We start from the raw sequence: 8,839 nt of genomic DNA on the forward strand, positions 1-8,839 counted from the left end.
TTATTCGAAGCAAATTTCGATAAAGGCATTTCCCCATTGGGAAGAGAAAGGCATGATGATGATTGAGCCCTCACACTTGTGGCGAATCGTATGGCCTCGGCCAGAAACCACTACGGGTGTTGCCATATCAAAATCAAAACCACTTTCCGCCAGAATGCGTTTCGCACCACCAGTAACCATGTTGGTGATCTCACCCACCATATCGGTGACCTCTTCATTGAGTCCATTTGGACGCTCACCAAGCATGTTCTGCATGATTTCTAGAGCTAGCGCTTCATCAAAGGTAATCGACATTGAACCACGAGTTTGTGGACCTACCATGCCAATCAGACCAGAAACGTCACCTCGTGCGATCTCATCCTTCTTGATTCGCGGTTTTTGTGGCTTCAGCTCAAGAGAAGCCATGGTTTTTAGCACGTTCATTAAAGAAGCTAAAAACGGGTTTACAAATTCAGCGCGCATAACGTTCTTCTATACTTTTTCTTTCGTCTCGGAGGAACAGGCCTGGCATTCACCATGAGTTTCAATAACTTGGTTGGTCAGTTTGAATCCATGCTTCTCGGCGTTTTCGGCTAACAAGGATATCAGCGTCTCATCTTCGAGTTCAACGACATCACCACATTTATCGCAAATTAGTAATTGGAAAAAGTGCTGCTGAGTATTGAAAGAACAACAAGTAATAAAGCTATTTGTCGATTCCACTCGGTGGATGAAGCCTTGCTCTAGGAGAAAATCTAATGCTCGATAAACAGTGGGAGGCTTAGCCTGAGGCTCACTCTCTTTTAGTTGCTCCAATAGCTCATACGCACTTGAGGCGCGGCGATTAGAACAAATGAGTTCAAATACGCGTCGGCGTTGCGGAGTCAATCGTACTCCACGCTCTGCGCAGATACTTTCAATTTGTTCAATGATTGTTGGGTTCAAACCTTTCACCATAACTATCGGACGTGCTCTATGATAAATCATTTCTATACGAAGTTCGTTTAGAAATGCTTCATTTTACCCACTATCAGAACGAAAATCATGAATTAAAGCAAGTCGGTGGTGGTGTGAAGTCGGAATAGTCATCACAGAATGAATCAACGAGTGACGAATTCGTATTACTGCTGCATATTCCTAAGCATTTGGCTAGCCAGACAACCAAATCATTCTCGCTGAAACTAGCACCTAGAGGTGCTTGGGTATACAATACCCGACTTATTTTTTGAGCGTACTGCTGCGCTCGACCTTGGCAACATAAAAACGGGTGTTTATATCATGACTCATTCTTGCAGGCTCTCCGTAGCACCAATGTTGGACTGGACCGATCGTCATTGTCGCTACTTCCATCGCTTAATGACCAAAGAAACCCTGCTGTACACTGAAATGGTGACGACAGGTGCGATCATTCATGGAAAAGGAGATTTCCTGGCTTACAACGAAGAAGAGCATCCGTTGGCCCTTCAGTTGGGTGGTTCAAACCCAGAAGACTTGGCAAAGTGTGCCAAACTGGCTCAAGAGCGTGGCTATGATGAGGTTAACCTCAATGTGGGTTGCCCGTCTGACCGTGTACAAAACGGTCGCTTTGGTGCTTGCCTAATGGCGGAACCACAGTTGGTTGCGGATTGTGTCGCTGCAATGAAGGACGTGGTTGATATTCCTGTGACAGTCAAGACTCGTATTGGTATTGATGATCAAGATTCTTACGAGTTCCTAACGGATTTCATTTCTATTGTTTCAGAAAAGGGTGGCTGTGAGCAGTTCACTATCCATGCTCGTAAAGCTTGGTTAAGTGGTTTAAGCCCAAAAGAAAACCGCGAGATCCCACCATTGGATTACCCACGCGCTTACCAATTGAAGCAAGACTTCTCACACCTAACGATTGCGATTAACGGTGGCGTGAAATCATTAGAAGAAGCAAAAGCACATCTTCAGCATCTTGACGGTGTGATGATTGGTCGTGAAGCATACCAAAGCCCATATTTACTGGCATCGGTAGACCAAGAGTTGTTTGGCTCTAATGCTCCAGTGAAGAAACGCAGCGAAATTGTTGAAGAGATGTATCCATACATTGAAGCGCAATTAGCGAAAGGTGCGTACCTTGGTCATATTACCCGCCACATGTTAGGTTTGTTCCAAAGCATGCCCGGTGCTCGTCAATGGCGTCGTCATATCAGTGAAAATGCGCACAAACCAGGTTCTGGTCTAGAAGTGCTGCAAGACGCGTTAGCGAAGATTCCAAAAGAATTGAATGTGTAAAATTCACCAGTGGTTGGCTAAAATTACCAACTAAAGAACAAGTAAGCCAGAGTGCAGAAATGCCTCTGGCTTTATTTTTGAATAAAAATCATTGTGTTATCGTTATCTTGGTAAGTTGGTATGGAAACTGCTCTGTTTATTAAAAACAAATGGAGAAGTGATTATGTTGGAGCTAATCTTTATTTTAGTCTTTGCGGCGACCCTATTGGTTACCGGTATCACAATGATGACCGTATTCGCAGCAACCGGTATTGCGTTAGTTGTGATGTTTTTACTGGGAATGGTCGGAGCGGTACTCAAACTATTGCCATGGTTAATCGTGATTGCATTGGGTGTTTGGTTCTTCAAGAATTACGTTGCCCAGCCCCGCTATAAATAACGAGTGACATGATTTAGTTGATAGAGAGACGTGAGAGTATGGTATATTTCCTCTCACGTCTTCAACGTGAACATCAGCTATCTCGGAGTACACACTACATGACAAATAAAGCGACCATCGCTTTAACAGCATTATCGTTGGCAGTATCTTTTCCTGTTTTTGCAGAATATTCTGTATCGACGAAAGTCGGCGCAGAGATCTGGGCTGCTGACACTAAAGTAAATGAAGTAAGACGAGATAGCAGCACAACAGACGCATTTTACGCGGCGATTGAACATGATGTTAAATACGTTCCTAATGCGCGCCTTCGCTACTCAAGTGTTGATGCGGATTACATGGGGTTCGATAAGCTCGATTTCACCATGTACTACCAAGTTCTGGAGCATGATTTATTGCATTTTGATGCGGGTGTTACATTCAGTAATTTAAGTGACACTAAATACATTGATGCTGGCTCAAACAAGCGTATAGAAGAGTTTGATGAGCTGATTTGGGCTTGGTACGGTTACGCAGAGATTCAAGTTCCGAACACAAATTTTGATGTGATTGGTGAGATAAACTTTGGTGACAACAAAGGTATCAAAAGCACTGATTTCATGGCCGGTGTTCAATACCATGTACCGCTCGAAAAAGCTCAACTGGCTTTTCGTGGTGGTTACCGCGTGATTGATTTGGAGTCCGAGAAATTCATGTCGGATCTAGGGAAAGAGTTTATTTTTGCTAACGGCTTTTTTGTGAGTGCAGAATACGCATTCTAAATGCAGCCAGATTAGATACTCGATTTTTTAAAACGTCGCTTTATAAGCGGCGTTTTTTTATATCACTTCATTATATCCAATCGAATTTTCTGCCTATTTTGCTGACTTAGACCATGCTTACCCAGGAGCAATGTGAAAGTTAAAGCAGGGATAGCGATGACAATAAACGAACTAAGACATCTATTCCGTGAAAACCAGCTTGTCGAAGCGATTATTGAACCTGCAATCCAAGAGGGTGGTTGGGTTGTGGAGTTCAGACATGCGCGCGGTGGTTTTGTTTTTCTGACGGACAGTCATGGTGAAGAATGTCTTTATGAAGATTTGGATGCAGCGTCAAAATCGGCAATGGCAGTAGGCTTTCAACAAGTCCGCATTGAAGATCGATGAGCAAAAAGTAAGCCGTTCTTACTTCCAAAAAGTTATAAAACATTCACTTCTATTCTTTCTTGTTATTAAGGAGAGTGGGTACTCTATCGTCACGCAATGAATAGGGATGTCGTGATAATGTCTTTTCAAAAGAATGAGTATTCTCACAAGAATGTGTCTGAAGATAATAATGGGCAAGGAGGAAATCCTCCAATCGCAAGCCCTCTGAATGACCAACAAATTAGCTCACTCCAACAAACTGTCTCTGAGTTGTCTTCACAGCAACTTGCTTGGGTCAGTGGGTATTTTTGGGGATTAGCTCAAAATCAACCAAATACAGCGGTAACGCCAATTGCACAAGCGACGGCAGCCGTATCAGCGAAGCCTGCAGGTAAGTTGAGTATTATTTTTGCTTCCCAAACTGGCAACGCTAAAGGCGTTGCTGAAGCTCTAGAACAGGAAGCAAAAGCAGAAGGAATTGCTGTCGAACTTTTTGATGCAAGTGATTACAAAGGTAAAAACTTAGCCAAAGAAACACATGTCATTATTGTGGCATCGACGAATGGCGAAGGCGAAGCACCAGATAACGCTATAGAGCTACACGAGTTTTTGCAATCTAAGAAAGCTCCTAAGCTGTCAAACCTTCAATATGGCGTTATTGCTCTGGGTGACTCGAGCTACGAATTCTTCTGCCAAACCGGTAAAGACTTCGACGCTTACCTATCAAAGTTAGGCGCGACCCCATTTATCGATCGTCTTGATTGCGATGTGGATTATGAAGCACCAGCAGCTGAATGGCGTAAGAATGCGTTAGGTAAGGTAAAAGATACGCTTTCTTCTGGCACTGAAGCGGATGTGGTTCAACTTCCTGTGGGTCAGGCGGCGACTGCGCACTCTCCTTACAATAAACAAAACCCATATACAGCGACGTTACTGACCAGTCAAAAAATCACGGGTCGTGATTCTGGAAAGGATGTTCGTCATATAGAAATTGACTTGGAAGGTTCGGGGTTAACGTATCAGCCTGGTGATGCGCTAGGTGTGTGGTTTGAAAATAGTTCAGAACTTGCTAATGCCATTCTTGGTAAGGTCGGTTTGTCTGGGGTTGAAACCGTTGATGTTGATGGCGAAAGCTTGTCAATCCATAGTGCTCTCGTGAGGAAATATGAAATCACAACATCTAACCCACAGCTCATCACAAAGTTTGCCGAGTTATCCGGTAGTAAGAAGCTACAAAAGCTGGTTGACGATAAAGATAAACTTCGCGAGTACTCTGCAAATACTCAAATTGTTGATGTATTGGCAGAGAAGAAAACCAAGTTAACCGCAGATGAGTTGATTAGTTTGCTTCGTCGTCTTACTCCTCGCCTTTACTCTATTGCATCAAGCCAAGAAGAGGTCGATGAAGAAGTACACTTAACGGTTGCTTTGGTTGAGTACGAACAAAACGACGAAAAACGATATGGTGGTGCGTCTAGCTTCTTAGCACAGCGTCTCGAAGAGGGAGATGAAGTTAAAGTATTTGTGGAGCATAACAACAACTTCAAACTGCCGGAAGATGATAGCACCCCAATTATCATGGTGGGTCCGGGCACTGGGATCGCACCATTCCGTAGCTTTATTCAGGAACGTGAAAACCGTGATGCTGAAGGCAAAAACTGGTTGTTCTTTGGTGATCGCACGTTCACTCAAGACTTCTTGTACCAAGTGGAATGGCAAAAGTACCTCAAGTCAGGAGTACTAAGCCGATTGGATGTTGCCTTTAGTCGTGACCAAGTAGAAAAAGTTTACGTACAACATCGCATCTTAGAAAACGCAGCTCAAGTGTGGCAGTGGATCCAAGAAGGCGCTTATATCTATGTCTGCGGTGATGCAACGCGTATGGCAAAAGATGTGCACGACGCACTGGTTATCGTTGCTGAACAAGAAGGCAAGATGCCGCGTGACGATGCGGAACAATTTATTAATGACCTACGTAAAGCGAAACGTTATCAGAGGGATGTGTACTAATGACTTTTTCTACGGACAATAACAAGCAGGTTGTATTAGGTGAAGAGTTAGGGCCGCTATCTGATAACGAGCGCCTGAAGCGAGAAAGCAACTTATTACGTGGCACCATTGAGCAAGATTTACAGGACCGTATTACTGGTGGCTTTACTGCCGACAACTTCCAGCTAATTCGTTTCCACGGTATGTATCAACAAGACGATCGTGATATCCGTAATGAACGCACAAAGCAAAAACTGGAACCATTACATAATGTGATGCTTCGTGCACGTATGCCGGGTGGTATCATTACACCAACGCAATGGTTAGCGATCGACAAGTTCGCAACGGAGCACTCTTTATATGGAAGTATTCGTCTGACGACTCGCCAAACGTTCCAGTTTCATGGGGTATTAAAACCGAATATTAAGTTGATGCATCAAACGCTCAACAGTATTGGCATTGATTCGATTGCAACCGCGGGTGATGTAAACCGAAACGTGTTGTGTACCACTAACCCAGTGGAGTCGGAGTTACACCAAGAAGCTTACGAATGGGCGAAGAAGATCAGTGAGCATCTATTACCAAAGACGCGCGCTTATGCAGAGATTTGGCTAGACGGTGAAAAAGTAGAAAGCACGGAAGAAGACGAACCAATTCTAGGCAAGAACTACTTACCACGTAAGTTTAAAACCACAGTGGTGATCCCACCGCAAAATGACGTAGATGTACACGCTAACGATCTTAACTTCGTAGCGATTGCAGATAACGGCAAGCTGGTTGGTTTTAACGTCCTGGTCGGCGGCGGCTTAGCGATGACGCATGGCGATACGTCAACCTACCCACGCCGTGCGGACGATTTCGGTTTCATCCCACTAGAAAAAACACTTGATGTGGCGGCTGCGGTTGTCACAACTCAGCGCGACTGGGGTAACCGTTCAAACCGTAAGAACGCAAAAACCAAATACACATTGGATCGTGTAGGTAGCGATGTCTTTAAAGCGGAAGTCGAGAAACGTGCTGGTGTTAAGTTTGAGCAAAGCCGTCCATATGAATTCACAGAACGTGGTGACCGTATTGGCTGGGTAGAAGGAATTGATGGTAAATATCATTTAGCGCTTTTCATCGAAAACGGTCGCTTATTAGACTTTCCAGGTAAACCACTTAAGACGGGTGTTGCTGAAATTGCCAAAATCCACAAAGGCGATTTCCGCATGACAGCAAACCAAAACCTAATTGTTGCGGGTGTACCTAAAAACGAAAAAGCGAAGATTGAAAAGATCGCTCGTGAACATGGATTAATGGACGACGGCGTAAGTGAACAGCGTAAGAACTCAATGGCTTGTGTTGCTTTTCCAACGTGTCCGCTAGCGATGGCAGAAGCTGAACGTTTCCTTCCTCAGTTTGTTACTGATGTGGAGGGGATTCTGGAGAAGCACAACCTACCAGAAAATGACAACATCATTTTGCGTGTAACTGGGTGTCCAAATGGTTGTGGTCGCGCAATGTTGGCTGAAATTGGTCTAGTTGGCAAAGCGCCGGGTCGTTACAACTTGCACCTAGGTGGTAACCGTGCCGGTACTCGAGTACCAAAAATGTATAAAGAGAACATCACGGATAAGCAAATCTTAGAAGAGATGGATCTGCTGGTGGGTCGATGGTCGAAAGAGCGTGAAGAAGGCGAAGCCTTTGGCGATTTCACTATTCGTGCTGGCATTATCCAAGAAGTGCTCGTATCAAAGAGGGACTTTCATGCTTGATTCTGTAGCATCCAAGCTGGAGCTCACAGAGTTACTGACATTAACAAAGACGGAGCAAATCCTCCGTCTTGCTCAAATTAATGTCGAACTCGAAAAGCTTTCAGCACAAGAGAGAGTAGCGTGGGCTTTAGATAATCTAGAAGGCGAGTTCGCGGTTTCTTCTAGTTTTGGTATTCAAGCTGCGGTTATGCTTCATTTAGTTACTCAAGTCAAAGCGGATATCCCCGTCATTCTAACCGATACAGGATACCTGTTTGCTGAAACCTATCAATTCATTGATGAGTTGACAGATGCTCTCAACCTAAACTTAAAAGTTTATCGAGCGAAAGAAAGTGCGAATTGGCAAGAGGCTCGATATGGAAAGTTATGGGATCAGGGTGTAGAGGGAATTGAAAAATACAACAAGCTCAATAAAGTGGAGCCAATGCGTCGAGCGCTAAAAGAGCTTAATGTTGGAACGTGGTTCTCTGGACTACGTCGAGAGCAAAGTAAATCACGAGCAGGTTTACCGATACTATCAATTCAGAACGGTGTGTTTAAGTTTTTGCCAGTAATTGACTGGACTAATAAAGACGTTCATTACTACTTAGAACAACACGGCCTTAAATACCACCCATTGTGGGATGAAGGTTACCTTTCAGTTGGTGATACTCATACCACTCGTAAATGGGAGCCGGGAATGTCAGAGGAAGAAACTCGATTCTTTGGTTTAAAACGAGAGTGTGGTTTACATGAAGATGATGGTTCAGAACAAGATGGGTCCGGCATATAACCATAGTGACCTTTAAATCGAGTTTAGAGTAAATAAAGAAAGCTGCAATAAAGCAGCTTTCTTTATTTATAGCACCTGAAAAACACGCTTTATAGAATAACTCTGTGGATAAGTTGTGCGAGTTCTTGGGGTAAAGTTGAATAAATAAAGCTTTGATCGAAAACTCATCGCTTAACCATTATTTTTGCAATTTTTGAAAAATAACGCTTGCCAATGTGAGCGCGATCTCTATAATGCCTCCTCGTCGACAGGGCAAGGGCTCACAAGGGTTTAAGCGAAGTTGATAAGGCTGAAAAGAAAAACGAAATAATTTAAAAAAAGTGTTTGACACAATAAATTATCTCGCTAGAATGGCCGCCTCTTCCGAAGTGATGTTAATTACAAAGAAGAGTTGCTCTTTAACAATATAGACCTATCAATCTGTGTGGGCACTCGTTGATGATAATCCAATTCGATACCTCGGTATCAAATTAGGTTTCAATGAAACGAAGTGACCATTGAATCGAAAGATTCAGCACAGTCAATTCAAACATTACTTTATGTAATGTTCAGTATTCATTGAGCCGAACAAAATCTTAAA

Annotated in this window: 9 protein-coding genes; 7 read left to right on the forward strand and 2 right to left on the reverse strand. The window is 43.5% G+C overall.

Annotated features, from left to right (window positions below; genetic code table 11):
- A complete protein-coding gene (locus tag L3V30_RS22305) occupies positions 1 to 462 on the reverse strand; it encodes a chemotaxis protein CheX (protein ID WP_005381269.1) in 462 nt (153 codons plus the stop codon).
- Positions 463 to 471: 9 nt separating this feature from the next.
- Positions 472 to 936, reverse strand: a complete 465-nt coding sequence (zur, locus tag L3V30_RS22310) for a zinc uptake transcriptional repressor Zur (protein WP_005381268.1) — start codon at positions 934 to 936, stop codon at positions 472 to 474.
- 321 nt (positions 937 to 1,257) lie between these two features.
- Between zur and dusA the strand changes: the two genes are divergently transcribed.
- From dusA to L3V30_RS22345, 7 genes are all read left to right on the forward strand, one after another.
- Entirely contained in the window at positions 1,258 to 2,238 is a 981-nt protein-coding gene (dusA, locus tag L3V30_RS22315; RefSeq protein WP_109170353.1) for a tRNA dihydrouridine(20/20a) synthase DusA, read from the forward strand.
- A 163-nt stretch (positions 2,239 to 2,401) separates the two neighbouring features.
- Positions 2,402 to 2,617, forward strand: coding sequence for an envelope stress response protein PspG (pspG, locus tag L3V30_RS22320; protein WP_005398086.1), 216 nt, complete (start codon positions 2,402 to 2,404; stop codon positions 2,615 to 2,617).
- 98 nt (positions 2,618 to 2,715) lie between these two features.
- Positions 2,716 to 3,375 carry a TIGR04219 family outer membrane beta-barrel protein gene (locus L3V30_RS22325; protein WP_237309930.1) on the forward strand — a complete coding sequence of 220 codons (660 nt, stop codon included), beginning with the start codon at positions 2,716 to 2,718 and terminating at the stop codon, positions 3,373 to 3,375.
- A 156-nt stretch (positions 3,376 to 3,531) separates the two neighbouring features.
- Positions 3,532 to 3,762, forward strand: a complete 231-nt coding sequence (locus tag L3V30_RS22330; protein WP_005455817.1) for a hypothetical protein — start codon at positions 3,532 to 3,534, stop codon at positions 3,760 to 3,762.
- A gap of 117 nt (positions 3,763 to 3,879) precedes the next feature.
- Positions 3,880 to 5,751 (forward strand): assimilatory sulfite reductase (NADPH) flavoprotein subunit, encoded by a 1,872-nt coding sequence (locus tag L3V30_RS22335; protein ID WP_237309932.1) that lies wholly within the window; start codon positions 3,880 to 3,882, stop codon positions 5,749 to 5,751.
- Positions 5,751 to 7,487, forward strand: a complete 1,737-nt coding sequence (gene cysI, locus L3V30_RS22340; protein ID WP_237309935.1) for an assimilatory sulfite reductase (NADPH) hemoprotein subunit — start codon at positions 5,751 to 5,753, stop codon at positions 7,485 to 7,487. Before L3V30_RS22335 ends, cysI begins: the two co-directional genes overlap by 1 nt.
- Positions 7,480 to 8,259, forward strand: coding sequence for a phosphoadenylyl-sulfate reductase (locus tag L3V30_RS22345; RefSeq protein WP_237309937.1), 780 nt, complete (start codon positions 7,480 to 7,482; stop codon positions 8,257 to 8,259). The genes cysI and L3V30_RS22345 overlap by 8 nt, the downstream gene beginning before the upstream one ends.
- The last annotated feature ends 580 nt before the right edge of the window (positions 8,260 to 8,839 follow it).

It is taken from the genome of Vibrio sp. A1-1 (assembly GCF_021728175.1).
GTDB classification, from domain to species: domain Bacteria; phylum Pseudomonadota; class Gammaproteobacteria; order Enterobacterales; family Vibrionaceae; genus Vibrio; species Vibrio diabolicus.